Annotated in this window: 22 protein-coding genes; 14 read left to right on the top strand and 8 right to left on the bottom strand. The window is 46.1% G+C overall.

All coding sequences use genetic code 11. The features are described 5' to 3' along the window. Positions 1–6 precede the first annotated feature (6 nt). The 5 genes from treC to B5G00_RS10355 all read left to right on the top strand — a co-directional run bounded on the left by treC (position 7) and on the right by B5G00_RS10355 (position 5,989). The gene (gene treC, locus B5G00_RS10335; RefSeq protein ID WP_087272478.1) at positions 7–1,656 is read left to right on the top strand and encodes an alpha,alpha-phosphotrehalase; all 1,650 of its coding nucleotides are present in this window, start codon (positions 7–9) and stop codon (positions 1,654–1,656) included. A 217-nt stretch (positions 1,657–1,873) separates the two neighbouring features. Next, positions 1,874–3,520, top strand: coding sequence for a Na/Pi cotransporter family protein (locus B5G00_RS10340; protein WP_087272481.1), 1,647 nt, complete (start codon positions 1,874–1,876; stop codon positions 3,518–3,520). A gap of 160 nt (positions 3,521–3,680) precedes the next feature. Then, a complete protein-coding gene (locus tag B5G00_RS10345) occupies positions 3,681–5,030 on the top strand; it encodes a putative ABC transporter permease (RefSeq protein WP_087272484.1) in 1,350 nt (449 codons plus the stop codon). Continuing rightward, positions 5,003–5,455 (top strand): 8-oxo-dGTP diphosphatase, encoded by a 453-nt coding sequence (locus tag B5G00_RS10350; protein WP_087272487.1) that lies wholly within the window; start codon positions 5,003–5,005, stop codon positions 5,453–5,455. The genes B5G00_RS10345 and B5G00_RS10350 overlap by 28 nt, the downstream gene beginning before the upstream one ends. 15 nt (positions 5,456–5,470) lie before the next feature. Continuing rightward, positions 5,471–5,989 (top strand): cysteine hydrolase family protein, encoded by a 519-nt coding sequence (locus B5G00_RS10355; RefSeq protein WP_087272490.1) that lies wholly within the window; start codon positions 5,471–5,473, stop codon positions 5,987–5,989. Between the two features lie 187 nt (positions 5,990–6,176). Here B5G00_RS10355 and B5G00_RS10360 read toward each other — a convergent pair whose 3' ends face one another. The 6 genes from B5G00_RS10360 to B5G00_RS10385 form a co-directional block, all read right to left on the bottom strand. Continuing rightward, entirely contained in the window at positions 6,177–8,492 is a 2,316-nt protein-coding gene (locus tag B5G00_RS10360; protein ID WP_087272495.1) for a sensor histidine kinase, read from the bottom strand. Continuing rightward, positions 8,464–9,177, bottom strand: a complete 714-nt coding sequence (locus B5G00_RS10365) for a response regulator transcription factor (RefSeq protein ID WP_087272497.1) — start codon at positions 9,175–9,177, stop codon at positions 8,464–8,466. The genes B5G00_RS10360 and B5G00_RS10365 overlap by 29 nt, the downstream gene beginning before the upstream one ends. Positions 9,178–9,296: 119 nt before the next feature. After that, complete coding sequence (gene aroC, locus B5G00_RS10370; protein WP_087272501.1) at positions 9,297–10,403, bottom strand: chorismate synthase; 1,107 nt, start codon at positions 10,401–10,403, stop codon at positions 9,297–9,299. Positions 10,404–10,420: 17 nt separating this feature from the next. After that, positions 10,421–10,693 (bottom strand): DUF1294 domain-containing protein, encoded by a 273-nt coding sequence (locus B5G00_RS10375; protein ID WP_330396347.1) that lies wholly within the window; start codon positions 10,691–10,693, stop codon positions 10,421–10,423. A gap of 25 nt (positions 10,694–10,718) precedes the next feature. Next, entirely contained in the window at positions 10,719–11,732 is a 1,014-nt protein-coding gene (locus tag B5G00_RS10380; RefSeq protein WP_087272504.1) for an asparaginase, read from the bottom strand. Between the two features lie 48 nt (positions 11,733–11,780). Next, positions 11,781–12,641, bottom strand: coding sequence for a class I SAM-dependent methyltransferase (locus B5G00_RS10385; RefSeq protein ID WP_087272507.1), 861 nt, complete (start codon positions 12,639–12,641; stop codon positions 11,781–11,783). Between the two features lie 173 nt (positions 12,642–12,814). On the opposite strand from B5G00_RS10385, the gene B5G00_RS10390 reads away from it, so the two are divergent. The 5 genes from B5G00_RS10390 (at position 12,815) to B5G00_RS10410 (ending at position 20,907) form a co-directional block, all read left to right on the top strand. Then, positions 12,815–15,400, top strand: coding sequence for a cation-translocating P-type ATPase (locus B5G00_RS10390; RefSeq protein ID WP_087272510.1), 2,586 nt, complete (start codon positions 12,815–12,817; stop codon positions 15,398–15,400). 159 nt (positions 15,401–15,559) lie between these two features. Then, positions 15,560–16,846 carry an aminotransferase class I/II-fold pyridoxal phosphate-dependent enzyme gene (locus tag B5G00_RS10395; RefSeq protein WP_087272513.1) on the top strand — a complete coding sequence of 429 codons (1,287 nt, stop codon included), beginning with the start codon at positions 15,560–15,562 and terminating at the stop codon, positions 16,844–16,846. A 214-nt stretch (positions 16,847–17,060) separates the two neighbouring features. Then, positions 17,061–18,464 (top strand): L,D-transpeptidase family protein, encoded by a 1,404-nt coding sequence (locus B5G00_RS10400; RefSeq protein ID WP_087272517.1) that lies wholly within the window; start codon positions 17,061–17,063, stop codon positions 18,462–18,464. 28 nt (positions 18,465–18,492) lie between these two features. Next, positions 18,493–19,524, top strand: a complete 1,032-nt coding sequence (locus B5G00_RS10405; protein WP_087272522.1) for a D-alanine--D-alanine ligase family protein — start codon at positions 18,493–18,495, stop codon at positions 19,522–19,524. A gap of 15 nt (positions 19,525–19,539) precedes the next feature. Then, a complete protein-coding gene (locus B5G00_RS10410) occupies positions 19,540–20,907 on the top strand; it encodes a UDP-N-acetylmuramoyl-tripeptide--D-alanyl-D-alanine ligase (RefSeq protein ID WP_087272525.1) in 1,368 nt (455 codons plus the stop codon). On the opposite strand, the gene B5G00_RS10415 is transcribed toward B5G00_RS10410, so the two are convergent. Continuing rightward, positions 20,867–21,730, bottom strand: a complete 864-nt coding sequence (locus B5G00_RS10415) for a LysR family transcriptional regulator (protein ID WP_087272528.1) — start codon at positions 21,728–21,730, stop codon at positions 20,867–20,869. The two genes, B5G00_RS10410 and B5G00_RS10415, sit on opposite strands and share 41 nt — an antisense overlap. Here B5G00_RS10415 and B5G00_RS10420 point away from each other — a divergent pair. Beyond that, the gene (locus tag B5G00_RS10420) at positions 21,723–22,016 is read left to right on the top strand and encodes a DUF6198 family protein (RefSeq protein WP_087272532.1); all 294 of its coding nucleotides are present in this window, start codon (positions 21,723–21,725) and stop codon (positions 22,014–22,016) included. The genes B5G00_RS10415 and B5G00_RS10420 overlap by 8 nt on opposite strands. Here B5G00_RS10420 and B5G00_RS10425 read toward each other — a convergent pair. Next, entirely contained in the window at positions 22,004–22,741 is a 738-nt protein-coding gene (locus B5G00_RS10425) for a lysophospholipid acyltransferase family protein (protein WP_087272535.1), read from the bottom strand. The genes B5G00_RS10420 and B5G00_RS10425 overlap by 13 nt on opposite strands. A gap of 238 nt (positions 22,742–22,979) precedes the next feature. Here B5G00_RS10425 and B5G00_RS10435 point away from each other — a divergent pair, with 238 nt between their 5' ends. The 3 genes from B5G00_RS10435 to ispE all read left to right on the top strand — a co-directional run bounded on the left by B5G00_RS10435 (position 22,980) and on the right by ispE (position 26,098). Beyond that, a complete protein-coding gene (locus B5G00_RS10435) occupies positions 22,980–23,390 on the top strand; it encodes a protease complex subunit PrcB family protein (RefSeq protein ID WP_087272541.1) in 411 nt (136 codons plus the stop codon). A 15-nt stretch (positions 23,391–23,405) separates the two neighbouring features. After that, positions 23,406–24,965, top strand: a complete 1,560-nt coding sequence (locus B5G00_RS10440; protein WP_087272545.1) for a DUF3794 and LysM peptidoglycan-binding domain-containing protein — start codon at positions 23,406–23,408, stop codon at positions 24,963–24,965. Between the two features lie 260 nt (positions 24,966–25,225). Further along, positions 25,226–26,098 (top strand): 4-(cytidine 5'-diphospho)-2-C-methyl-D-erythritol kinase, encoded by an 873-nt coding sequence (gene ispE / locus B5G00_RS10445; RefSeq protein ID WP_087272548.1) that lies wholly within the window; start codon positions 25,226–25,228, stop codon positions 26,096–26,098. The last annotated feature ends 1 nt before the right edge of the window (position 26,099 follow it).

Genomic DNA, 26,099 nt, shown 5'->3' on the forward strand with positions numbered 1-26,099 from the left:
TTTTCCATGGCAGATTTTAAGAAAAGCGTTGTTTATCAGATATATCCCAAGTCTTTTTATGACAGCAACGGAGACGGACTGGGAGATTTAAGAGGTGTAATAGAAAAACTGGATTATATAAAAGAACTGGGTGTGGACTACATCTGGATGACGCCGTTTTTTGTATCTCCGCAGAAAGACAATGGATATGACGTAGAGGATTATTATAACATTGATCCCAGATACGGCACCATGGAGGATGTAGAAGAACTGTCACGGGAAGCGGAAAAACGGGGTATCCGTCTGATGTTTGACATGGTGTTCAACCATACCTCTGACAGGAACCAGTGGTTTCAGAAAGCTCTGGCGGGAGATCCCAAGTACAAAGATTTCTATATCTTTAAAAAAGGACCAAAGCCGGGAGTTCCTCCAACCAACTGGGAGAGCAAGTTCGGCGGAAATGCCTGGGAATATGTAGAGAAGTTTGACGAGTATTACCTTCATCTTTTTGATGTATCTCAGCCTGACCTGAACTGGGACAACCCCCAAGTGCGCAGAGAAGTTCAGAATGTGATTAAATTCTGGATGGGAAAAGGAATCAAAGGCTTCCGTTTTGATGTGGTAAACTTGATCAGTAAGGATAAGTTTGAAAATGACTATGAGGGGGACGGCAGAAGATTTTATACCGATGGTCCCAATATCCATAAATATCTCCGGGAACTGAACGAAGCCACTTTCGGAACAGACGCAGAGATCATCACCGTGGGAGAGATGTCCAGCACCACCATGGAAAACTGTTATCAGTATGCAAACGAGGACGGTAAAGAATTGTCCATGGTTTTCAGCTTCCACCATCTGAAGGTTGACTTTATGGGAAATGAGAAGTGGGTCATTGTTCCCTTCGATTTCCAGAAGCTGAAAAAAATCCTCTTTGACTGGCAGGTGAACATGGGAAAACATCATGCCTGGAATGCAGTATTCTGGTGCAACCATGACCAGCCAAGGGTAGTTTCCAGATTTGGAAATGTGGAAAAGTACTGGAAGGAATCTGCAAAAATGTTGGGAACTGTGATCCACTGTCTCAGAGGAACTCCTTATATTTACCAGGGCGAGGAGCTGGGAATGACCAACGCTGGATTCACAGATATTTCCCAGTATAAGGATGTGGAGAGCCTGAATCATTTCCGGATTCTTCAGGAGAAGGGATTGACGGAGGAAAACGCTTATCAGATCCTTCAGATCCATTCCAGAGACAACAGCCGGACCCCGATGCAGTGGAACAGCGGGGAAAACGGAGGATTTACCACAGGCGAACCCTGGATTGAGGTAAATAAGAACTGCTCATACATTAATGCGGAGGCGGAGCTTCAGGATGAAGATTCCATCTTCCACTATTATCAGAAGCTGATCGCACTGCGGAAAGAATATGATGTGATCGCTTATGGGGAGCTGAAGCCTCTGGATGAGAAAAATCCTTCTGTTTTTGCCTATGAAAGGGAGTACCAGGGAGAAAAGATGCTGGTAATCTGCAACTTCTATGGAAAAGAAGTGACCTGGGATTCTGAGACAGAGCTGGGAGAATACCAATGTGTATTGAGCAATTATGAAGTGCATAACATAGAAGGCAGCAGGATAGGGCTGAAGCCTTATGAGGCAGTTGTGCTGTATAAAAAATAAAGAAAAAGAGAGAATATAAACGAAATGGCACTGTTCATGTGGTATTCTGCACAGGACAGTGCTATTTCGATATTTTTTACCTTTTATGTTAAATTCATGTAAAATAATGTAAAAACAAAGAAATAATTCTTGAATTAATTTCCCATACCAGTTATAAATGTAATAGTGCCATTAAATAAAAGTAAAAAATATGTGAAAACACTAATGGAGGAGAAAAGTGAAAATTACAGATTTTTTCAGTCTTTTAGGAGGACTGGCCTTATTCCTTTACGGTATGCAGATGATGAGCAATGGCCTGGAGGCTGCTGCAGGAAACAAAATGAAACAGATTTTGGAAAAACTCACTGCAAATCGGTTTTTAGGAGTTCTGGTAGGAGCGGGAATCACCGCTGTTATCCAGTCCTCATCGGCTACTACGGTTATGGTAGTAGGTTTTGTAAACTCAGGTATGATGACTCTGAAACAGGCAGTATGGATCATTATGGGGGCCAATATCGGTACCACCATTACCGGACAGCTGATTGCCCTTGATGTAGGAGCTATTGCACCTCTTCTGGCTTTTCTGGGTGTGGCCCTGGTAGTATTTGTTAAGAAACAGAAGGTTCACCACTATGGACTGATCCTTGCGGGACTGGGTATCCTGTTTGTAGGTATGGATATGATGAGCGCAGCTATGATGCCTCTGAGAGAATCCGAGGCCTTCGTTGCATTGCTGACCAAGTTTTCTAATCCGATTCTGGGAATTCTGGCAGGTGCCATTTTCACCGCTATTATCCAGTCTTCTTCAGCTTCTGTAGGTATTCTGCAAGCCCTGGCTTCCAGTGGGCTGATCGGTCTGGGAAATGCAGTATATGTGCTGTTCGGACAGAATATCGGTACTTGTATCACAGCTATTCTGGCCGCTATTGGGACCAGCAGGAATGCGAAACGTACCACCATCATCCATCTGATGTTTAACCTTATTGGTACCACGATTTTTACAATTGTCTGTATCCTGACCCCTCTGACAGACGTAGTAGAAGCATTTACGCCGGACAATGTAGCTGCACAGATCGCAAACATGCATACATTATTTAATGTTGTGACAACTCTGCTGCTCCTTCCTTTCGGTACTTACCTGGCCAAGCTGGCTACAAAGATCCTGCCGGAAAAGAAGGACGAAAATGTGGATGTTATGCATATGGAATTTATCCGTCCTATGGAAACTAAGAGAGATACACAGATTGGACTTTCTGCCATTGCCGTTACAAGTATCCGCAAAGAAATCCACCGGATGATGACCATGGCAAAAGAAAATGTGGACATGAGCTTTGAGGCAGTGAAGGAAGGAAAGACCATCCATCTGAAGGAAGTGAAGAAACGGGAAGAATATATTGATTTCCTGAATAAAGAAATTTCAAAGTATATTTCCAAGACTCTGGTAAATGAAAGTAATCCCAGAGACTCCAAATACATCAGCGCATTGTTTAAAGTATGCGGAAATGTGGAGCGTATCGGCGACCATGCCATGAATATCTGCGGTTATACCAAGACCATTGAACGCCAGAATATTTCTTTCTCCTCTGAGGTTAAGAGAGAGATTGACGAGATGAAGAAAATCTGTGACCAGGCATTGGATTATCTGGCAGAGATCGGGCAGGAACCTGGACAGAAGGAAGATATCCAGGTGATCGAAGATATTGAACAAAAGATTGACGATATGACAGAAGACTATCGTCAGAAACAGCTGGAGCGTATGCAGAAAGGCACCTGCTCCGAAGAAGGCTGCATCATCTATTCAGAAATGCTTACAGACTTCGAGCGTATCGGCGACCATATCCTGAATATTGGACAGGAAATGGGAAGAGGTAAGGTAAGTGCATAGTAAATAGGAGTCTGCTATACAGGACTTTTACTCTGCAGAGGTAAAAACTGCCGGGTAAGAGTCCTGTGTTTTGTTAATTCCTTGTAAAAAAGCTTTGCAAAAATCTTGTCCTCTGTTATGATAAAATCTGTATGTAACAAAAGAAGAAAGGGGAAAAACTTTGACTTATACTTGGGATGATCTCTTTTGGATTTTTATGGTTTATTCTTTTGTGGGATGGTGTGCAGGCGTAATCGCCAATGCTCTCAGAAGAAAGCGATTTATTAACACTGGATTTTTGAACCTTCCTATCTGCCCTGTTTATGGTGTGATCGGCACAGCCTACTGCATTTTTCTTCAGGAACTGGAGGAAGAGATATTCTTTCTGTTTTTAGGCGGCGCAGTGGCAGCCTTTCTGGTAATTGTTATTACCGGGGTAATACTGGAAAAGGTATTTAATCGGAAGTGGTGGGACTTCAGCCAGGCAAGATTTCAGTTTCAGGGCTATCTGAATTTTGTCCACCTGTTGTTTTTCGGTATCGCAGCTGTGGTGTGTATCCGTTTTGCCAATCCGCTGCTGCTGGATGCTGTTCATATGTTTCCTGATAAAGTGGAGACAGTTCTGGAAATTTGTTTAGGGGTTCTGGTTTTAACAGATGTGGTATTCTGCATTGCAACCGTTACTCAGATGCACCGCTCGGCGGCCCAGGCCGTATTTTTTGATTATGTCCAGAACTTTACCGATGACTTTGGAAATGCACTTACCAGAAGGGTACAGAGGCGAATGACCAAGGCCTATCCCAATATTCAGCTGGGAAAAATCCTGGAAGCGCTGAAACCAAAGGAAAAGGCTGCAGTTTTTGCTCAGGGCTGCAGTTTTTACAAGCTGGTATGGATGTTTGTTATCGGTGCAGTTGCAGGAGTTGCTATTGAGACTGTTTTCTGCCGGTTTTCCATGGGAGAATGGATGAGCAGGAGCAGCTTTGTCTGGGGGCCTTTCAGCATTGTCTGGGGATTTGGATGCAGCTTTCTTACTGCTCTGCTTTATCGTTACAAAGACAGAAGTGACCGGTATATTTTTACCTATGGAACTGTGCTGGGCGGCTTTTATGAGTACGCCTGCAGCGTAATCTCAGAAAGGGTCTTTGGGACGGTTTTCTGGGATTACAGTAAGATTCCCTTTAATCTGGGAGGGAGGATCAATCTTCTTTACTGCTTTTTCTGGGGAATTGCCGCTGTGGTATGGATTAAGATTTTATACCCCAGATTCTCGGCTTGGATTGAGAAGATTCCCATGAAGCCGGGAAAGATCATAACCTGGCTGGTATTGATTTTTCTTCTTGTGGACATGGCTATGTCCGGCCTGGCTCTTTACCGGTATACCGACAGGCTGACAGACCCGGAACCGGATAACGCTCTTGAAGTATTTTTAGATGAACATTTTGATGATGAGAGACTGGAAAAACTTTATCCTAACGCAAAGGTAACAGGAGAAGATGGAACATGGCAAAAAATGAACGAACTGAATTAATGAATATCTGCATGATCTACGATGACAAGGGAAACGTCCTGATGCAGAACAGAAGGAAGAAAGACTGGCCAGGCGTTACCTTTCCCGGCGGTCATGTAGAGCCAGGAGAATCTCTGGTTCTTTCTGTGATCCGGGAGATCAAGGAGGAGACGGGACTGGATATAGAAGACGTAAGACTCTGCGGCGTGAAAGAGTGGTTTGAAGAGGACGGGACCAGAGCCATGGTTTTCTTTTACAAGACCTGTAGGTATTCCGGAACTCTCCGCTCTTCCAGAGAAGGAGAAGTATTCTGGGCCCCTCTTAATAAACTAAACCAGTATTCCCTTGCCAGCGATTTTGAGAGAAATCTGGAACTGTTTCTCTCCGAGGAGATCAGTGAGCTGTTCTATGACCCGGAGGAGGAACATGTGCTGAAAAGCTATTGAGAAGGAGTGAGCTGTATGAAGAAATTATTAGTGGTAGTGGATATGCAGAAGGATTTTATTGACGGCGCCCTGGGAACAGGAGAGGCGGTAAAAATCCTGGAGCCGGTGAAGGAAAAAATAAGAAAAGCTAAGGATCAGGGAAGGGATATTGTCTTTACCAAGGATACCCACTATAAAGATTATCTTATGACCCAGGAAGGACGGAAACTTCCGGTGCCTCACTGTGTAAAAGGAACAGAAGGCTGGGAACTGGATGGAGGACTTCAGGAGCTGGCCAGGGACTGCACTGTTCTGGAAAAGCCTTCCTTTGGCAGTATGGAGCTGGCTGAGCTGGCCCAAAAGGCAGGATATGAGGAGATAGAGCTGATCGGGCTGTGTACAGATATCTGCGTTATTTCCAACGCTATGATCCTGAAAGCAGCTCTGCCTGAGGCAGTAGTACGTGTAGACTCTTCCTGCTGTGCAGGAGTAACTCCTGAGAGCCACAGAAATGCACTGGAAGCCATGAAAGTGTGCCAGATAGAGGTTATTTAGTACGCAAGACAGAAAAAATAAGTGAAAAGGAGCTGGCCCATTAATCATAATCGAGAATATCTATACATTTTATTGCTCAGTCTGCACAGCTTTGAGCCCATAGTCTCAAAGCTGTGCTCGACAAATTCGCATAAAATGTATAGATATTCCTGACATATGTTAATGGGCCAGCTCCTTTTTATATTTGTCAGGGTTTTAGAAATGTGATTTCTACGGTAAAGAGGTCGGCATCTGTGAAGACTTCCAGCCGTCCGCCCTGAAGCTCGGTGAAGCTCTTGGCGATGGCCAGACCCAGGCCGCTTCCTTCGGTATTTCTGGAAGCGTCACCTCTTACAAAACGCTCTGTGATCTCACTGGGGTTGAAGTTCAGTTCTGTGGCGGAGATATTTTTCATGGAAATCTTCACATGATTTTCCGTATCTTCCATAGTGATATAAACCCTGGTGTGAGGCATGGCGTACTTGGTGATGTTTACCAGCAGATTTTCAAAGACTCGGTAGGTTCTCTGAGAATCCAGAGGAAGAATCACCTTTTCCTCTGGGAGATGCCAGCGGAAGAGCAGATCTGTAGCCTCAATCTTATCCTGAAGTTCCAGCTTTACCTGGCGAAGCAGGCTGACAATGTCCACATCTACGATATTAAGCTGGACAGTCTTGCTTGTAGCCTTGCTGATCTCAAAGAGATCTTCAATGAGCAGCTTCAGCCGGTTGGCCTTCTGGTCCAGGATCTGGATATATTTCTTCTGATCCTCTGCGGGCAGATTCGGATCCTTCAGCAGGTCTACATAGGTAATGATAGCCGTGAGAGGCGTCTTCAGATCATGAGACACATTGGTAATCAGGTCTGTTTTCATTTTAGTGCTTTTTACCTCTTCGTCCACAGCTTTCCGGAAGCCGGTGCGGATTTTGTCGATTTCCTCACGGAAAGGCTCAAAGACGCCTAAATCCTCAGGGATGGTACCATTTAAGTTTCCCTGGGCCAGTTCATTGGTTGCCTGAAGGAGAAGCTGATACTGATCCTGTATCTTCCGCACATATTTCCGCAGAAGAAGGAATAGGATTACGGAATAGATGATCAGGGCTGCCAGTCCCCAGTACCAAAGGAGGCTGATAAATCCCAGTATAATGAAATTGATCAGGACAAGCTTCAAAAGCACCCGGGAGGCATTGTCACGGAGGTCAATGTGGAGAAGCCCCTGATAGATCCGCCGGCACCATTTGGTGATCCAGGGCCAGAAACGGTAGATTAGAACTCGTTTCTGAAGATATTCCTTTAACCCCATGGTGAAAATATGCCGGAAACAGGCGGCTGCCCAGTAGCATACAGCAAAGATCAGCACCCAGCCCAGAAGCCCCCACAGGTACTGGATTACAGTAGCCACTGTCTCAGGGAGGCCTATGCTTATCAGCACGCTTCGGATAGACTGATGATCCAGAGCCCCGGGATTGGCCGTTACGCTGGCTGCAACACTGACTACACAAAGGGCGATCAGACACACTGGCTCAAATGGATAGGAGAAAATTTTCTCGTTTCCGGTCTCCAATACTTTTATAAAAGGAAGGAGAAAAGCCGCAGCACATACAAATCCCACAAAGGTCATAAAAAGCACTACCAGATCCGCCGTTGTGTCATAGCCGCTGTTGGCATATAAAATGGAAGGATCATAGTCGGAATATGTTTCCAGAGCCGTTTTGGTCATGGCGAAGCAGTAGATTCTGTCCTGAGGCGGCTGGAAGGTGCCGGAATAATAATAGTAGTCACGGAGATATTCTCCGGGGTCTGACCGGGCCAGTTCGTTTAAAGCCTGGGAGGAATTATCCTTTTCATGGGTGAGAAAAGTTGTGGACTCAATGTTTCCCTTTTTTCCATATTCGATCACAGCCACAAAGGCGTAGCCGCTGTCTGTGTTCAATACGGAATTAGTCTGGATATTGTCCAGAGAATCATAGAGAGATTCCTGGGAGTCTGCTAAAGACTGGTTGGTGTCCAGAGTTGTTCCGCTGCTGTCCAGTACCTCGTATTCAATAAAAGAACGGATAGCGGAAAAATCTTCGCTCCATTGGCTGTACAGATTGCTTTGAAAATCATCGGCAATAGAGCTGATGTCATCCTCATAAGTCTCCTCAGAGGTTCCTTCGGAAGCTGCTGGCTCAGTTGACGCCTCATTGGCAGTCTCTTCTGAAGATCCAGCATCAGAGCTGCCTTCTTCGGAAGAAGGTTCCTGAGTCTCGCTGTTCTCAGCGGAAGTATCTCTCTGAAAAAAGATTTCAAAGGGAGTCACGTCGCTTCCATGCTCTCTCTGATATTCCTCAGCGTAGAGTACATAAGTATCTTTTACCAGCTGTTCCATTAAGTCTGTATTTGAGTAAGAAATCTGCCCTTCCTCTTTCTGACGGCTGATATAATGGGGCCTGATGAACATCATTGCCAGGGAAGGCAGAAAGATTACCAGCGCAATGATAATGGCGGCCAGCCTATGATAGTTTTTCGATTTTATATCCAACTCCCCACACCACCTTTAAATATTTTGGCTCCTTAGGGTTGATCTCGATTTTTTCGCGGATATTCCGTACATGGACCATGACGGTTTCGGTGTTGACGGCACGTTCATTCCATACCCGCTCGTAAATTTCATCTGCCGAGAAGACCCTTCCAGGATTTTTGATCAGCAACAGAAGAATCTTGAACTCCATGGGAGTCATTTTAACGGGAGTATCGTCTACCCGGACTTCAAAGGTGCTTTCGTTGACTTCCAGCCCGCCTATGGTGTATACCATATCCGAATTCTGAGCTTCCTTTTCCTGAAGCTTTTCCATGAACCTGCGGTAACGACGCATCTGGGAATTGACTCTTGCCATGAGCTCCATGGGAGTAAAAGGCTTTGTCACATAGTCGTCTGCACCAATATTCAGGCCCATGACCTTATCTACTTCCTCTGATTTTGCAGAAAGCATGATCACAGGGAAGTCATGCTGTTCTCTCAATTTCATGGTCATGGTGATTCCATCCATTCTGGGCATCATGATGTCTACAATAGCCAGATGGATTTCCTCTTTTTCCAGTATTTCCAGGCCCTCTACGCCATCGGCAGCCATGAAAACCTGATAGCCCTGGCTTTTCAGGTAGATTCCCACTCCTTCTCTGATATCTTTGTCATCCTCCACGATTAAAATGTGATTCATTTCCATGATGTTCTTCTCCTGTTTTATGATGTAAATATAAATTACAATATTTAAAAGTGACCTGCGTAAAAACGAAAGATTTTCTTAATAATTACGAATAAAACCTTTGGAGGTTTTGGTATGTATCAACGGTTCAGAAAAAAGTCTTTGATCCGGTCCATTCTTGTAGTCATAGAAGCCAGGAGGGCGTCCAGGATTACAAGGGCAGCCATAGATTCGACCACTACTACAGCACGGGGGACAATGATAGGGTCGTGTCTGCCTTTTATCTGGATTTCTATAGGTTCTCCCTGACGGTTTACGGTTTCCTGGACAGCTGCTATGGACGGGGTAGGCTTAAAGGCTGCCCGGAAAATAATAGGAGTCCCGTCGCTGATCCCTCCAGTAATGCCGCCGGAATGATTGGTTTTCTTAATGAGATTTCCCCGGCTGTCTACACCGTAAGCATCATTGTTTTGCAGCCCGTCAGATCTGGCAGCAGCCATGCCGGAACCAACCTCAAAGCCTTTTACGGCGCCGATAGAAAGGATTGCTTTTGCAAGAGCAGCGTCCAGTTTGTCAAAAGCCGGCTCTCCCAGACCTGCAGGGGCTCCGGTGATGACACACTCTACCATACCTCCCAGAGAGTTGGTTTCTTTCATGGCCTGTTCCAGACATTCCTGGGCTTTCCGGGCCGCCTGAGCGTCAGGCATGTACAAAGGATTTTTGAAAATTTCTTCTTTGTCGAAACGGGAAGGGTCAATGGCTACAGGACCAATGGCGCAGGTATAGGCAGAGAGGGAGATTCCCAGCTCACCTAATATTTTTGAGGCCACAGCTCCGGCAGCCACTCTGCCGATAGTCTCTCTTCCTGAAGAGCGTCCTCCGCCTCTGTAATCCCGGAAACCATATTTTCTGTCATAGTTCAGGTCTGCATGTCCCGGACGATAATAATTGGCAATCTCGCTGTAATCTCTGGAGCGCTGGTCAGTGTTAGGCACTATCAAAGAGAGAGGGGTACCGGTGGTTTTTCCCTCAAAGACGCCGGAGAGGATTTCTACCTGGTCGGCTTCCTGGCGCTTGGTAGTAAATCTGGACTGACCAGGTTTTCTCCGATCAAGAAACTTCTGGATATCTTCTGCCTCAAGAGGTAGTCCGGCAGGGCAGCCATCTATAACTACACCGATGGCCTTTCCATGGGACTCCCCCCAGGTGGTGATTTTGAAAATGTTGCCGAATGTAGAGCCATTCATAATGTTTCCCTCCTTCTTTAGAATAGACTGTATACCAGGATTGCAGCAATTCCCTGGATGATCAGGATGGCCGGAAGACCAAGGGCGAATTTGGCATGCTGGGTTTTATGGTGAAAGAAACGCATGCCGCAGATTGCCCCCAGAGAACCGCCGCAGATAGCGATGCCCAGAAGAGTTTTTTCCGAGATACGCCACTGATGGGTTTTGGCTTTCTGTTTGTCAACGCCAAAGCAGACAAAGGCCAGAATATTTACAAATGCAAGGTACATAAAAATATTTTTCAGAATCAAATCGGACACTCCTTTGTGTTTTAGGTCACAGCAGGATGGTTTCCGGAATACGAAGTTCTCCTGCCAGATTTTTATAAAAGTTTTTTTCAATTTCTTCTCTTTGGGAATAGTTTCCCAGAAGCCACATGGTCTTGGTCACCACCGCTTCTGTACTCATATCGTAAGCCTGGAAGACACCGGCTTCCAAAGCAGCATGACCGGTCTCATAGACTGACAGATCACTGCCTTCGTAAGGACATTGGCTTTTTACTATCACCGCCATGCCTTTGCGGATGACTTCTGCCAGATCCTCCAGAACTTTGGGAGATAGAGAAGGGATTCCTCCCAGGCCGAAGGCCTCTATGATCAGTCCCCGGTATCCCTGCTCAAAAAGAAGCTGAAAAATTTCTCCGTCAAAGCCGGGGACTAGTTTGACAAGAAAAACTTTCTTCTCCAGATTTTTCTTTAGTTTACAGGGACCTGTGAGAGGGGGGATATAGGAGGACTGGAGGTCCAGTCCTCTGGAATTTATTTCTCCGATGTATGGATAATTGATACTTTCAAAAGCGTGGAAACTGGTGGTACGCATTTTCGAAGCTCTGGCCCCCAGGATAACCTTCCGGTTAAAGGCCAGGAAGATGCCGGGGATAGAGCTGGCCGCCATATGGATGGCACAGCGGCAGTTTTCCACAGCGTCTGCCAGTGGATTCAGAATGGAAAGCTGGCTTCCGGTGAGGACCACTGGTATGGGAATGTTAGGCAGCATAAAGGAAAGCACAGAGGATGTATAGGCCATGGTATCGGTTCCGTGAAAGATGACGATACCGTCATAATCCCGGTGCTTTGCATAGATGGTCTCTGCCAGCTCCTGCCAGTTTTCCGGCTGGATATTGGCGCTGTCCAGCTGGAAAAGTTCCAGAAAATCTACCTGGTACAGGTTTGTGATATCTGATATATAAGCCAGGATATCCTGACCGGACAGGCCGGGGACCAGTCCTTTCTCGTCCTGGATACATGCCAGGGTTCCTCCTGTGGTAATGATCAATATTTTTTTCTTCATGATATGCCTCGATATTTTCTTTTTGCTTAGTATTCCCAGAAATGAAAATTATTCTGCTTCCCACCGTCCGGAGGCACCGCAGGGCAGGACCAGTCCGGTCTGGGTTACGGGGAGACCGATTTCCTGAGAGTCCACCTTTCCGTGATATTTTTTCAGCTCTACAGAGAGCATATAGGTGAGCACTGCCGGAGCCAGGCCTGTGGTATAGGAATTCAACAGGAAAAACAGGGGTTTTTCTGAGAGGATACGGGTGCACAGCTGTATGAGATGATGAATATTGTCCTCAATTTTCCAAATCTCTCCTTTAGGGCCTCTTCCATAAGATGGGGGGTCCATGATGATGGCGTCGTAGGTATTTCCGCGGCGGATTTCCCGCTCTACGAATTTTACGCAGTCATCTACCAGCCAGCGGATAGGAGCGTCTTTCAACCCTGAGGAAACAGCATTTTCTTTGGCCCAGGTGACCATGCCTTTGGAGGCATCTACATGGGTGACACTGGCTCCTGCTGCGGCTGCTGCCAGGGTTGCACCGCCGGTGTAGGCAAAGAGGTTCAGAACCTTTACGGGCCGTCCGGCATTTCGTATCTTTTCTGAGAACCAGTCCCAGTTTACCGCCTGCTCCGGGAATAGGCCTGTGTGTTTAAAGCTGAAAGGCTTTAAATTAAAGGTAAGAGTTTTATACTGAATGGTCCACTGCTCAGGAAGGCTGAAAAACTCCCATTCTCCCCCTCCTTTTTTACTCCGGTGATAGTGACCGTTCATATGTTTCCATCCCTTGTGGGTTTTCGGCGTGTTCCAGATGACCTGAGGGTCTGGACGAACCAGGAGATAGTCTCCCCACCGTTCCAGCTTTTCTCCGCTGGAGGTATCGATTACTTCATAGTCTTTCCATTTATCTGCGATCCACATACATTGATCCTTTCTATTAATAATTATTCTATAAAAGCTTATTTCTGACATGGTTAGTATAACAGAAGGGAAAAGGGCAGGCAACCGGCTATTGAATTTTAAGTCTTTTCTCTGTTTTTCACGCATACACTGAGTTAGCAGACAATCGCTGTCTCACATCCGGGAGGTGTGCTATGTATGAAACGTTAAAAGAGAAAGAGATCTGTGAAATCCTCCATACAGATACAAAAACCGGACTGACCCAGGAGGAGGCCGGAAAACGGTTAGAAAGCCAGGGAGAGAATGTACTGAAAAAAGGAAAGGAAAAGACTCTCTGGGATATGGTCCAGGAGCAGATTAATGATCCTATGATCTTTATCTTGTTTGTGGCAGCGGCTATCTCTATGCTTTTAAGAGAATTCAGCGATACAGGGATCATACTGGCGGTAATCTTTCTGAACACGGCTATAGGAGTGATCCAGGAGGGGAAGGCAGTAAAGGCCATGGAAGCCCTGAAAAAGATTACGGCCCCTGAGGCTCTTGTAAAGAGAGAAGGCATGTACCGGAAAATTCCTGCGTCCCAGCTGGTACAGGGAGACCTGGTAAAGGTAGAGGCCGGAGACCAGGTGCCGGCGGATATCCGGCTCATCAGTGTGAGGGGACTGTCGGCAGACGAGTCTGCCCTTACCGGGGAGTCCCTTCCTGTGCTGAAAACTTCAAGACCGCTGCCCCAGGACCTTCCTGTGGCAGAAAGGCGGAATATGGCCTATATGTCCTCTCAAATCATGAAGGGAAGGGGCGAGGGCATTGTTACTGCGGTGGGAATGGACACAGAACTTGGAAAAATCGCCCATATGATCAACGAGGTTACGGCAGAACCTACACCTTTGCAAAAGAGGCTGGGAGATCTGGGAAAAATCCTCAGCATCACTGCAGTAGGATTCTGCCTGGCTTTGTTTATCCTGGGACTGTTTCAGCACAGAGATATGCTCCAGATGCTTCTTCTGGCTATCTCACTGGCAGTAGCTGCTATTCCTGAGGGCCTTCCGGCAGTAGTGACCATTGTCCTTGCCCTGGGAGTAGGAAGGATGGTAAAGGTAAATACTATTATAAGGAAGCTGCCTGCAGTGGAAACCCTGGGCTCCGTAGGAGTGGTGTGCTCTGATAAGACAGGAACTCTTACGGAAAACCATATGAGAGTGGCAGAAATTTATGCTAATGATATGATCCTGCCGGTTTCCAAAGTTCGGAAAAGGGAATTCCCCAGACTGATGGAAGGGTTCCTTCTGTGCAACAACAGTATGCTGGGCAGGCAGGAAATCGGAGATGCCACAGAACTGGCTCTGCTCCATATGGGGCAGGACATGGGCTATGACCGGGAAAGACTTCTGGAACAGTATCCCAGGACCTTTGAAATTCCTTTTGATTCAGAAAAAAAATATATGATAAGTGTACATAAGGACAGCGGTCATGAGACTGTCTATGTAAAGGGAGCCTGTGATTACCTTCTGGAAAAATGTGATTATGTTCAGCTTAGAGACAGCCGGGAGCCTATGACTCAGGCTCGGAAGATGAAAATCCGCCTGGCTATGGAGAGTATGGCAAAGGAAGGGCTGCGTATCCTGGCACTGGCCTACCGGGAAAGAGCAGAAGAGAAAACAGAGTCAGCTCTGATGAGGGGCCTTGTCTTTGGAGGAATGGCAGGGATGATAGACCCGCCCAGAAAAGAAGCGGTCTCTTCTGTGAAGATTTTGAAAAAAGCAGGTGTAAAGGTAGCTATGATCACAGGAGATTACAAGGATACTGCCTTTGCTATTGCCAGAAAGATTGGCATAGCGGATTCTGTAGAGCAGTGTATGACCGGAGCGGAAATTGACAGAATGAGCCAGGAGGCTTTCCGCAGAAAAATCCGGAATATCCGGGTATTTGCCAGAGTGACCCCTGCCCATAAGGTAAAAATTGTCAAAGGGTTTCAGGAAGCCGGACAGATTGTGGCTATGACTGGAGACGGTGTAAACGACGCACCCTCTCTCCAGGCTGCGGATATCGGTATTGCCATGGGGAAAAATGGAACAGATGTGGCGAAGAATGCAGCGGATATGATTCTGACAGATGACAATTTTGCTACTATAGAAAAGGCGATGGAAGAAGGAAGGAGTATTTATGTAAATATTAAAAAAGCGATCCTTTTTCTCCTCTCCTCTAACTTTGGCGAAATCCTGACTATGTTTGCCGCAGTACTTCTGGGACTTCCTGCACCTTTGAAAGCCAGTCATATTCTCTGGGTGAACCTGATCACAGATTCTCTTCCGGCTCTGGCTTTAGGGGTGGATAAAAACGATCCCAAAGCCCTTATGAGCAAAAAAACACGGGACCCGAAAGAGGGGATTTTTGCCCATGGAGGCTGGGCCTTTACTGTTTTCTACGGAATCCTTATAGGATGTATTACCCTCTATGCATTTTACCTGGGCGGCCAGACCTACGCTTTTACTGTACTGGGAGTGTCACAGCTTTTTCACGCCTGGGGAATGCGGGACAGGGAAAAGTCTATATTCCGGATGAACCATCTGGAGAACCCTTTCATGATACTGGCCTTTTTCCTGGGGATTTTCCTACAGGTATTGGTTACGGAGGTGCCATGGCTGGTAGAGGCTTTCGGCACTCAGAGACTTTCTGTGGGAGAATGGCAGCTCCTTTTGGGGATCTCTGCTCTGCCTCTGGTATTTCATGAGCTGCTCCTTCTGCCGGGAAAACTTCTGGGATTTCATAAGAATCAGTGAATTTTTGCAGGATAGAGAAAGTGAAATTGCATATAAAAATAAAATAACCGTTGTTTTTCCGGTAAAAAACTACGAAAATGCAAGAAAGGCTTGACACTGTATCATATGCCGGATACAATAGGAAACAGTGAGATTCAAAATAATACCAGGAGGAGAACCATGACACCGTACAGAGAGCTTAGCAAAGAACAGTTACAGGCCATGAAAGGCGAGTTAGAAAAACAGTTTGAAGAAGTGAAAGCCAAGGGGTTAAACCTTGACATGTCCAGGGGAAAACCCTGTAAGGAACAGCTGAACCTGTCTATGGGAATGCTGGAAGAACTGAAGAGCACAGATAAATTAAAGTGCGAAACAGGTATCGACTGCCGTAACTACGGACTTCCGGAAGGCATTCCCGAAGCCAGAAGACTGCTGGGAGAAATGACAGAAGTAGCTCCGGAACATATTATTATTTTCGGAAATTCCAGTCTGAACGTTATGTTTGATACAGTATCCCGTTCCATGACCCACGGTGTCTGCGGCAGCACTCCCTGGTGCAAACTGGATAAGGTAAAATTTCTGTGCCCTGTTCCGGGATATGACCGTCATTTCCGGATCACAGAGTATTTTGGTATCGAGATGATCAATGTGCCTATGACTCCAACAGGTCCGGATATGGACATCGTAGAGGAACTGGTAAGTTCTGACCCGGCCATTAAGGGAATCTGGTGTGTGCCCAAATATTCCAATCCTCAGGGCATCACTTATTCTGCAGATACCGTAAAGAGATTTGCAAGACTGAAGCCTGCAGCAGAAGATTTCCGTATTTTCTGGGATAACGCTTACTGCATCCATCATCTTTATGACGAACATCAGGATTTCCTTCTGGAGCTTTTAGATGAGTGCGAGAAAGCCGGAAATCCGGATATGGTTTATAAATTTGTATCTACTTCCAAGGTTAGCTTCCCTGGTTCAGGTATTGCGGCTATCGCTGCCTCACCCAGAAACCTGGCAGATATCAAAGAACATATGAGTGTTCAGACTATCGGTCATGACAAGATCAATCAGCTTCGCCATGTACGTTTCTTCGGCGGTATCGTAGGCATGCACAAACATATGAAGAAACATGCAGAAATCCTTCGTCCGAAATTCGAAGCAGTAGAGGCTACTCTGGAGCAGGAGCTGGGAGGAGCAGAAATCGGAACCTGGACCAAACCTATGGGCGGCTATTTCATTTCCTTCGATGCTCTGGAAGGATGTGCAAAGAAGATTGTGGCCAAGGCAGCAGAAGCAGGGCTGAAGATGACAGAAGCCGGAGCTACCTATCCTTATGGCATCGATCCACAGGACAGCAATATCCGTATTGCTCCAAGCTTCCCATCCTTAGAAGAGCTGCAGCTTGCAACAGAGATTTTTGTCCTCAGCGTGAAGCTGGTAAGTATTGATAAAATACTGGAAGAAAAATAGAATATGATGTCAGCCAGCGGACAGCGGCAGGCTTTGCCTGGAGCTGTCCGCAGTATCGCAGCGGCTAGGGAAGGGCTCTTCCCTAGCCGATTATTATATAAGAAACATGAGAATTCTCAGGGATACGGGTTGGTCTGAAAGAAATTTTGTGCTATACTGAAACGAAACAGCATATCAGATACGCAGGTGCGAGTTTTGAAAAGGGGTAAGAAATATGGCAAAAAAGAAATCAAAGAAAGGAAAATACAAAAAAACGAAAAAAATCATACTGGGCGTTCTGATCGGATATGTGGCGCTTCTGGTCATTGCTTATGGCATAGGAGTGTTTTACTATTCCAATCGTTTTCTGTCAGGAACGGAAATAAACGGCATGGACTGCTCAGGAAAAACAGTAGAAGAAGTTGAGAGCAACATGAAGAGCCAGATTGCTTCCTATGAGCTGGTTCTGAAGGAACGGGGAGATAAAAGTGAGAGCATCAGCGCATCACAGATCAGTATGGAATACATAAGTGACGGCAAGATACAGGAACTGAAGGAGGAGCAGAATCCTTTCACCTGGTTTTTGGCCTTTGCAAGGCAGCAGGACTATACCATGTCCGCTACCACTTCCTATGATGAAAATGCTTTGAATTCTGCAGTTGAGGCTCTGGACTGCTTTAAAGAAGAAAATGTTGTACAGCCTGTAGACGCCCATCTGGAGGTTCAGAACGGACAGTATGTGATTGTTGAGGAAACCCAGGGTACGGCTCTGGATAGTGACAAGGTGAAAGAAGCGGTGAAGAATGCCATTGACAGCGGGGAGACCCTTCTGGATCTGGACCAGGCAGGCTGCTATGTGGAACCTTCCGTTCTCAGCACAGATGAAAACCTTGCAAAGCAGAGAGATGAAGGAAATAAATTACTTACAGTTACTGTTACGATTGACTTTTCCGATAGACAGGAAGTGATCAATGCAGATGTGATGAAGGACTGGCTGACTACCAATGAAGAGGGAAATGTGGACCTGGACCGGACAAAGGTAAGAGAGTATGTACAGCAGCTTCAGTATGAATACGATACCTTTGGAAGTTCCAGAGAGTTTAAGGCATCTTCCGGACAGACCATTACGGTCAGCGGCGGTGATTACGGCTGGCTGATCGCTCCCAACGATACCACAACGAAGATTATAGAAGCTGTCAAGAGCGGACAGTCTCAGACCATAGAGCCGGAGTATACCTACACAGGCTACTGCCGGGATACCAATGATATTGGAAATACCTATGTGGAGATCAGTCTGGAGCAGCAGCATATGTGGTTTTATAAAGACGGCCAGCTGATCGTGGAGACAGATGTAGTCACCGGATGCCATAATAAAGGATGGGATACCAAAACCGGAGTCTACGCCATTATGTATAAAGAGAGAGATGCCACATTGGTTGGAGAAGGATATAATTCCCCAGTATCTTACTGGATGCCATTTTATGCTAATGTAGGTATCCATGATGCAAGCTGGAGGTCCAGTTTCGGCGGTTCTATATACCTTAACAACGGCTCCCACGGATGTGTAAACACACCTACGGAAAATGCGGCCACCATATACAATAATATTGAAAAAGGCGTACCTGTGGTTGTATATTAATAAAAAACAGGTCAGAAGGAGTTCAGATATGAATATAGTAGTTTTAGCAGGGGGAAACAGTACAGAGAGGGAAGTCTCTATTGTTTCCGGAAAAGGCGTATGCGGGGCTCTCAGAGAGAGAAACCACAGAGCCATCCTTTTAGATGCCTATTTTGGCCGGGAAAAGATGGAAGAAGATCTGTTTCCGACAGAATATGATATTGAGAAAGAAGCTGCCTGGATGCAGGAAAAAAGTAAGCTGCTTAAGGAGACTATGAAGACACGGAAAGAATTCTTCGGTCCTTATGTACTGGATATCTGCAGGGCAGCAGACATTGTCTTCCTGGCTCTTCACGGAGCCAACGGAGAGGACGGAAAGGTGCAGTCTGTGCTGGACCTTATGGGAATTCCCTATACCGGCTCAGGGCATCTCAGCAGCGCCATGGCAATGGACAAGGGGATTACTAAGATGGTCTTTGAGGCAGCCGGCATTCCTACTCCCAGGGGGATCACTCTGGAGAAGAAAACCTGTACTTCAAAGCTGTCTGACTACGGCATGGAATTTCCAGTGATCGTAAAGCCCTGCTGCGGCGGTTCCAGCGTAGGAGTATGTATTGCAAAGGATCAGAAGGAATATGAACTGGCACTGGCTGAAGCCTTTTCTTATGAAAATGAAGTGGTTGTGGAGCAGTTTGTCCAGGGCCGGGAGTTTTCTGTGGCAGTGGTAGACGGAAAGGCCTATCCGGTCATTGAGATCGCGCCTCTGGAAGGATTCTATGATTATAAGAATAAATACCAGGAAGGCTCCTGCATAGAGACCTGCCCTGCAGAGATTTCTGTGGAACTTACCAAGGAGATGCAGAGATACGCAGAAGAAGGCTATAAAGCCCTTCATCTGGAGGCCTATGCAAGACTGGACTTTATTATGGACGACGAGGGAAATATGTATTGTCTGGAGGCAAACACCCTGCCGGGCATGACGCCTACCAGCCTGATCCCCCAGGAAGCCAAAGTTATCGGAATGAGCTATCCCCGGCTTTGCGAAAAGCTCATAGAGGTTTCATTTAATAAATATCGATAAAGGGGGAAACAGGTGATGAAAAACCTGACATTAGAACATATTGCCCAGGCCTGCCAGGGAATCTATAAAGGGTCAGAGGAAGACAAGACCAGAGAAATAGAAGGGATTTCCACAGACAGCAGAAAAATCCAGGAGAGAGGACTCTTCGTTCCCATAAAAGGCGCCAGGGCAGACGGCCATGATTTTATTGAAGGAGTCATGGAAAGAGGCGCTCTGGCCACACTTACAGAAAAAGATCTGGGGGAGAAACCTTATCCGTATATCCAGGTAAAGTCCTCCCTTCAGGCAGTGAAAGACATTGCAGAATATTACCTGAAACAACTGAAAATCCCTGTAGTGGGCATTACAGGCAGTGTGGGAAAGACCAGTACCAAAGAGATGATCGCTTCTGTTCTCTCTCAGAAATATCAGGTATTGAAGACCCAGGGGAACTTTAACAACGAACTGGGCCTGCCTCTTACGGTGTTCAACCTTCGAGATGAACACCAGATTGCAGTGTTGGAAATGGGTATCAGTGATTTTGGAGAGATGCACCGGCTGGCCAAGATCGCAAGGCCGGATACCTGTGTTATCACCAATATCGGTCTGTGCCATCTGGAATTTCTCAAATCCAGAGACGGAATTTTAAAGGCCAAGACAGAAATCTTTGACTTCCTTCGGGAAGATGGACATATCGTTTTAAACGGAGATGACGATAAACTGGTCACAGTGCAGGAAGTAAAGGGCATTAAGCCAGTGTTCTTTGGCCTGGAAAAGGGCCGGGAAGTCTGGGCAGACCAGGTGCAGCCTGAGGGACTGAAGGGGATTTCCTGCCGGATACATATTGGAGAAGACAGCTTTTCAGTGCTGATCCCTGTTCCGGGACAGCATATGGTATATAATGCTCTGGCCGCAGCAGCAGTGGGAAGGATCTACGGGCTTTCCAATGAGGAAATCCGCCGGGGTATCGAAAGCCTTCAGCCTGTAAGCGGCAGATTCCATATTATCCATACAGACAGATATACCATTATTGATGACTGCTATAATGCAAATCCGGTATCCATGAAAGCATCTCTGGATGTTCTGTCCGATGCCTTGGGAGAAAAGACCGCTATTTTGGGAGATATGGGAGAGCTGGGAGAGGATCAGGTGGAAATGCACCGGGAGGTAGGGGTGTATGCCGCCTCGAAAAATATTGACAGGATCCTCTGCGTAGGCCCCCTGTCTGCTTATATGGCAGAGGCTGCCCGGCTTGCGGCTCCTGCAAAGGAAATCCGGCATTTTGACTCTAAGGAGGAACTGCTGGAAGTCCTTCCTGAAATCTTGAAAAAGGGAGATAATGTTCTGGTGAAAGCTTCCCACTTTATGGAGTTTGGGAAGATCCTGGAAGCTCTTCAAGGATAAATCTTCGGAAGTTTTCCACTGCCGGAGGAGTGTAGAACTGGTCATTGCTGACCATATAGATACTCCTTTTGGCGGTGGAATTTTTTATTTTTATTTTCTTCAGGCTCAGATGGTCCAGAAGTTCCATATCCGGTACAATAGAGATGCCGAAGTTCTGAGCTGTCAGTCCGGCAATGACCCGGTCTTCTTCTGTCTCGTAAGAAATCCGGGGCTTTTCCCCTACTTCCTCAAAGAGACGGTCTACATCATACCGCACACCTGAACCCTGAGAAAAATAAATATAAGGATAGGCCAGAGTCTGGGACAGCTCCACTTCTTCGTATACAGCCAGAGGATGGCTGGCAGGGACGATCAGAACCAGCTGCTGGTTTACTACGGGAACGCAGAGGAGGCCTTTGTCCTCAGGGGGATAGGAAGAAAAGACCAAATCGAAGTGCCGGGCCTTCAGACCGTTCAGCAATTCCTCAGTGATTCCTGTATGAAAGTCAAAATGGATTTCCAGGTCCTTCTGGGTTTCCAGAAACTTGCGGGCCAGGGAGGGCAGCCACTGTATTCCCAATACCCGGAGAAAACCAAGGCGTATGGTACCGGCCCCCTGGGCGCTGCGTTTCAGGCTTTCCACACCAGAATCCAGGGTTCGCAGAGCATTTTCCGCACAGTTTAAAAATTCTTCCCCAAAGGAAGTGAGGACAGTGTTTCTGCCGTTTTTTTCAAAGAGGGGCACGCCCAGTTCTGTTTCCAGCTGGCCGATGGCATGGCTGAGGCTGGGCTGAGCAATGCACAGGCGCTCTGCCGCCCTGGCAAACCGGTGTAAGATGCCCATTGTTCCTACAGACCTGTTTCCAAGAGAATTTTCCCAGATTACAGGTATTGTATATTCAAAAGTGAAGATATGTTTTGATGTGTCTTGTCTGGCTGTAACGGTTTTTATGACATGGACTTTTCTGGGTCATCTGAAAGGCCTGGGAGTGGGAACAGTTCTGGCAGCTTTTACTATGGGAAAGGTAATCGGATGGATCGGAGGCTGGATGGACAGACATGTGGAGTTTGTCTCCTGTATGGAGAAAGAAGAAATCAAAAGAAAAAGACCGCAGAATTATGCGGTCTGATTTTTTTTGAGCATTTCCAGAATAATATTCTGGGTATAGCTGCCAAGGTGCTTTTTCTCCTCTTTTGAGAGCTGTTCCGGGTAGATTGGGTCTCCGTATTCTACCACCACTTTACAGGGCCGGATTTTAGGTGAGTGGGCCTCGAAGATCTCTGCAGAATTGTGAATAGCGATAGGGATTATGGGACAGCCGGTCTTAGTGGCGATCTTAAAACTTCCTTCATGGAAGGGAAGCATTTCCAGTTCGCTTTCGCTTCTGCTTCTGGTACCTTCGGGGAAGATACAGATGGATACGCCATTTTTAATTTCCTCAATGGCAGTGAGTATGGTTTTCATCCCCTCTTCAATATCTTTCCGGTCCAGAAACAGACAGTGCAGATATTTCATCCAGTTGGACAGAAGAGGAATAGGTTCCATTTCTTTTTTTGCAATGTAGCCGGTAGTGTCCGGACAGAGGACATAGGTAAGGAGAATATCGAAATAACTTCGGTGGTTCCCGATATACAGGACCGCCTGATCTTTTGGAACCTTTTCATGGCCCAGGGTCGTAATATGAGCTCCGGTTACTTTCAGGATCAGTCGGAATACGGCCTGGATGAGTCTGAGAGAACTGATATCTTTTTTTCTCGGATCAGATTTTCCAACTATCCATTCGCCGAAAAGAATGGGGATGGACAGAATCAGATATCCTACTACAATAATACAGATAATAATAAAACGAAACATATAATTCAATCCTTTTCCATAAAATTTACAGTGTCAGCAGCAGTCCTTCTATACCAACTGGTATATAAAAGACAAAAAATAAAAAAGCGTTTATCAAGATGCATGAATCCTGCCCTGCCTGTCATCATGGAACCATTATAATGAATCTCTGTAAAATCTGCAAGGAAAAAGAGGCATATTTTTGGTAAATCCTGCATAAATTACTGATAAGGTTGAGAAAGTGAAGGCGGCGGGAGATATGAGGAGATGTGGAGCAGGAATCCTGGTTTTTGTAATCCTCTGCAGCTTCCTGGGAGGATGCAGCATTGAAAAGGTCCGGGCAGGAGACGGGGTTACACCGGAATACACCGTTATGAAGGAAGAAGATTTCCCGGAAAAAGTAAAAGAACTGATCAATGAAAATAAAGAAAAAGAGTTCCAGATGACTTATCAGGATCAGGGATATCTCTATTTGCTAAAGGGATATGGGAAACAGGAAACGGGAGGATACAGCATCCAGATCGAGGACCTGTCTTTGTGGGAGAATGCCATTCATATAAAGACTGTACTTATGGGACCTGAGGATGAGGAGGAGCTGACAGACGAGCCTTCCTATCCCTGCCTGGTGGTGAAGATGAAATACCGGGAAGAGCCGGTAATCTTTGAATAGAAAAGGGGTAGTAGTGTGGAGCTGATAACAAAGAAAATGCATATGCTGGAGAGAAAGTGTCAGGCAGTGAGCCAGATTACCTTTGACGAGGATATGAATGTGCCGGATGTAAAGCCCGATATGGGAAGGATGATACAGAAGAAAGGAAACATCCAGATTGAGGACATCCAGATTACCGAGGGAAAGGCTTATATTACCGGGGCTCTCCAGGTATTCCTGCTCTATGTCAGCGACAGTGAAGAACGGAACATTGAAAGCCTTATGGGGAATCTCCCTCTGGGAGAAAATCTGAATCTGGAGGGACTGGAAAACGGCGACAAGGTCCAGCTAAAATGGGAAATAGAAGACCTTACAGTACATTTTATCAATTCCAGAAAGCTGAATATTAAGGCTCTGGTAACATTTACCGCCTATGCAGAGGAAGTAAGAGAGACGGAACTGCCTATAGGAGTGGAAGACGGGGATATCTCTCAGAAAAAAGAGGACCTTTCCGTCATGGGAACGGCAGTACATAAAAAAGATACTATGAGGATAAAGGAGGATATCAGTCTGGCGTCTAATAAGCCGGATATTTACCAGCTCCTCTGGAATACTGTGGAAATCCGGGGACTGGACATACGGACAGAACAGGATAAGGTGGCGGTAAAAGGAGAACTTTTTGTTTTTGTTCTATATAGAGGAAATGACGACAACAATTCTCTTCAGTGGCTGGAACATTCTCTTCCTTTCTATCAGGAACTGGAGTGTCCGGGATGTAATAACGATATGATCCCCAACGTGGAAGTTTCCATGGCCCAGAGCGATTTAAAGGTAAAGCAGGACGAAGATGGAGAAGAGCGGATGATTGGCGTGGATGTAGTCCTGGATCTGGAGATGAATATTTATGAGGAGGAAGAAATATCCCTTCTTCTGGATGTATATACGCCGGCCAGAGACTGCCAGGCCCTTCGGGAAGAAAAGCGGCTGGAAAGTCTGCTGGTGAAAAATTTTTCCAAGTGTAAGGTCAGCGACAGAGTGAAGGCGGAGAACAGCCAGGGAAAAATCCTTCAGATCTGTCACAGCGACGGAAATGTAAAGATTGATGAGACCAGCATTACAGATAAAGGAATCCTGGTAGAGGGAATCGTTCAGGTAAGGATTTTGTATATTATCAGCGATGATGAGATGCCCTTCTATTCTATGGAGACTATGATACCTTTCTCCCATCTGATAGAAGCCCCCGGCATTTCCCAGGACTGTACCTACCATCTCCGCACGGATCTGGAGCAGCTTTCCACTACCATGATCGACAGTGATGAAATCGAAGCCAAGATCATCATTAATCTGAACGCTCTGGTTTTAAAAGGAACAAGAACAGGCATCATCCGGGGAATCGAGGAAAAGGAACTGGATAGGGAGAAACTGAGCAGTATGCCGGGAATCGTAGGATACCAGGTTCAGCCTGGGGATTCTCTCTGGGACATTGCAAAGAAATTTTATACCACTATAGATACCATTATCCAGTTGAACCATCTGGAGGACCAGGAAGTCCGACCTTATGATACATTGATCCTGATGAAAAAAGTAGAGGGATAGAAATATCTGAAAAATAAGGGGCTGCCGCATTAGTCATATGTCAGGAATATTTATACATTTTATGCGAATTTGTCGAGCATAGCTTTGAGACCATAGGCTCAAAGCAGCACAGACTGAGCAAGAAAATGTATAAATATTCTCGACTTTTGATTAATGCGACAGCTTCATTTGCTTTACCTGTTGAAAAATAATGATATTTCAGATAGAATGGAATGTATTAGAAAGGATACAATATACAGAAGTCAGAGGGAGGAGAAATCATGAGATTGAGAGCGCTGGCCAAGATCAATCTGGGACTGGATGTTTTAGGAAAGAGAGAAGACGGATATCATGAACTGCGCATGATCATGCAGACTATTAATATGTATGATCAGCTGGAAATGGAAATAAGCCCGGAGCCGGGCATCCATATTTCTACAAACCTTCCTTTTATTCCCACAAATGAAAATAACCTGGTATATAAGGCTGCAAAACTCTTAATGGATGAATTCGATATTCAGCAGGGACTTACAGTAGAACTGCAGAAATTTATACCTGTTGCAGCAGGTATGGCCGGAGGGAGCTCCGATGCTGCCGCTGCCATGATAGGAGTAAACCGTCTGTTTGGACTGGGACTTACTGTTAGGGAACTGATGGAGAGAGGAGTAAAGGTAGGAGCAGATGTTCCCTATTGTCTGCTAAGAGGCACTGCTCTGGCAGAAGGAATCGGAGACAAGCTCAGGTCTCTTCCTGCCTGTCCCGGCTGCTATGTACTTATCGGAAAGCCGGGAATCAGCGTTTCCACAAAATATGTCTATGAGAACCTTCATGCAGACAGGCTGGAGTATCATCCCAATATTGATAAGATGCTGGAAGCCATTCAATGGCACAATCTGTATAAAATTGCCGATTTAATGGGAAATGTTCTGGAAACAGTGACCATACCTAAGTATCCTGTAATCCAGGAAATCAAAGATCATATGAAGGAGCATGGGGCTTTAAATGCCATGATGAGCGGCAGCGGCCCTACAGTATTCGGCCTTTTTGATGATAAGAATACGGCGGAGCAGGCCTGTGAAGAACTTCGGGCCAGCCATCTGGCAAAGACGGTTTTCTTGACTACAGTTTTTAACAATGGAGGAAGGAGGAAATAAG

This window comes from Blautia sp. An46 (genome assembly GCF_002161645.1).
GTDB lineage: Bacteria > Bacillota > Clostridia > Lachnospirales > Lachnospiraceae > Blautia > Blautia ornithocaccae.

Coding starts and splice junctions, on each gene's coding strand:
- treC (WP_087272478.1), top strand. CDS start 7: ATGGCAGATTTTAAGAAAAGCGTTGTTTATCAGATATATCCCAAGTCT.
- B5G00_RS10350 (WP_087272487.1), top strand. CDS start 5,003: ATGGCAAAAAATGAACGAACTGAATTAATGAATATCTGCATGATCTAC.
- B5G00_RS10355 (WP_087272490.1), top strand. CDS start 5,471: ATGAAGAAATTATTAGTGGTAGTGGATATGCAGAAGGATTTTATTGAC.
- B5G00_RS10365 (WP_087272497.1), bottom strand. CDS start 9,177: ATGGAAATGAATCACATTTTAATCGTGGAGGATGACAAAGATATCAGA.
- aroC (WP_087272501.1), bottom strand. CDS start 10,403: ATGAATGGCTCTACATTCGGCAACATTTTCAAAATCACCACCTGGGGG.
- B5G00_RS10380 (WP_087272504.1), bottom strand. CDS start 11,732: ATGAAGAAAAAAATATTGATCATTACCACAGGAGGAACCCTGGCATGT.
- B5G00_RS10385 (WP_087272507.1), bottom strand. CDS start 12,641: ATGTGGATCGCAGATAAATGGAAAGACTATGAAGTAATCGATACCTCC.
- B5G00_RS10390 (WP_087272510.1), top strand. CDS start 12,815: ATGTATGAAACGTTAAAAGAGAAAGAGATCTGTGAAATCCTCCATACA.
- B5G00_RS10395 (WP_087272513.1), top strand. CDS start 15,560: ATGACACCGTACAGAGAGCTTAGCAAAGAACAGTTACAGGCCATGAAA.
- B5G00_RS10400 (WP_087272517.1), top strand. CDS start 17,061: ATGGCAAAAAAGAAATCAAAGAAAGGAAAATACAAAAAAACGAAAAAA.
- B5G00_RS10405 (WP_087272522.1), top strand. CDS start 18,493: ATGAATATAGTAGTTTTAGCAGGGGGAAACAGTACAGAGAGGGAAGTC.
- B5G00_RS10410 (WP_087272525.1), top strand. CDS start 19,540: ATGAAAAACCTGACATTAGAACATATTGCCCAGGCCTGCCAGGGAATC.
- B5G00_RS10420 (WP_087272532.1), top strand. CDS start 21,723: ATGCCCATTGTTCCTACAGACCTGTTTCCAAGAGAATTTTCCCAGATT.
- B5G00_RS10415 (WP_087272528.1), bottom strand. CDS start 21,730: ATGGGCATCTTACACCGGTTTGCCAGGGCGGCAGAGCGCCTGTGCATT.
- B5G00_RS10425 (WP_087272535.1), bottom strand. CDS start 22,741: ATGTTTCGTTTTATTATTATCTGTATTATTGTAGTAGGATATCTGATT.
- B5G00_RS10435 (WP_087272541.1), top strand. CDS start 22,980: ATGAGGAGATGTGGAGCAGGAATCCTGGTTTTTGTAATCCTCTGCAGC.
- ispE (WP_087272548.1), top strand. CDS start 25,226: ATGAGATTGAGAGCGCTGGCCAAGATCAATCTGGGACTGGATGTTTTA.